General features: G+C 67.1%; 1 protein-coding gene. It reads right to left on the reverse strand.

The genetic code is table 11. The annotated features are described in order from the left end of the window. A partial coding sequence (locus D3273_RS28685) for a TonB-dependent receptor (RefSeq protein ID WP_165359778.1) occupies positions 1-559 on the reverse strand: 559 nt, incomplete at both ends.

Genomic DNA, 559 nt, shown 5'->3' on the forward strand with positions numbered 1-559 from the left:
AGCCACAGCGCGTCGACCCGCACGGCGTTGGTGAGCGTGACCTGCGGCGCCACCTGCCATTCCCACATGGCCGAGGCAGCGGCGATCCGGTCGCTGAGCGTGCCGTTGAACAGTTCGATCGAAGAGATCGCGTTCTCGCGGTATTCCGCACCGAGCCGGAAGGTGTGGGCCGTGCCGATCTTGAAGATGTCGCTGGCCTGCACGACCGTGACGTGCTGCAGCCAGTCGACTGGAGGGATGATCTTCTCCGCAATGGCGTTCTGGTTCCGGTACACGTCCAGCTGGGCCAGGCCGAAGGCGGTCTCGGCAGCCAGCCGGCTGCGGATGCTGTAGGCTTCATCGTTCAGCGGTCCGTAAGAACCGGTGTCGATGAAATATTGGCTCTGGAGCCTGCCGGCAGAGCCTGACAGGTCCCACTCGACCCCGGGCGCGACCTGAACGCGCGCATCGGCGGCGGCGGACCCGGTCTCCGGCCGCGCTACGCCGTTCGACGGCACGCCCGAGAACTCGTCGGCGCGAAACCCCTCCGCGGAAAGCCGGATGCCGGCGGATCCGGGTA

Origin of the sequence: Lichenibacterium minor (assembly GCF_004137685.1) — a bacterium.
GTDB lineage: Bacteria > Pseudomonadota > Alphaproteobacteria > Rhizobiales > Beijerinckiaceae > Lichenihabitans > Lichenihabitans minor.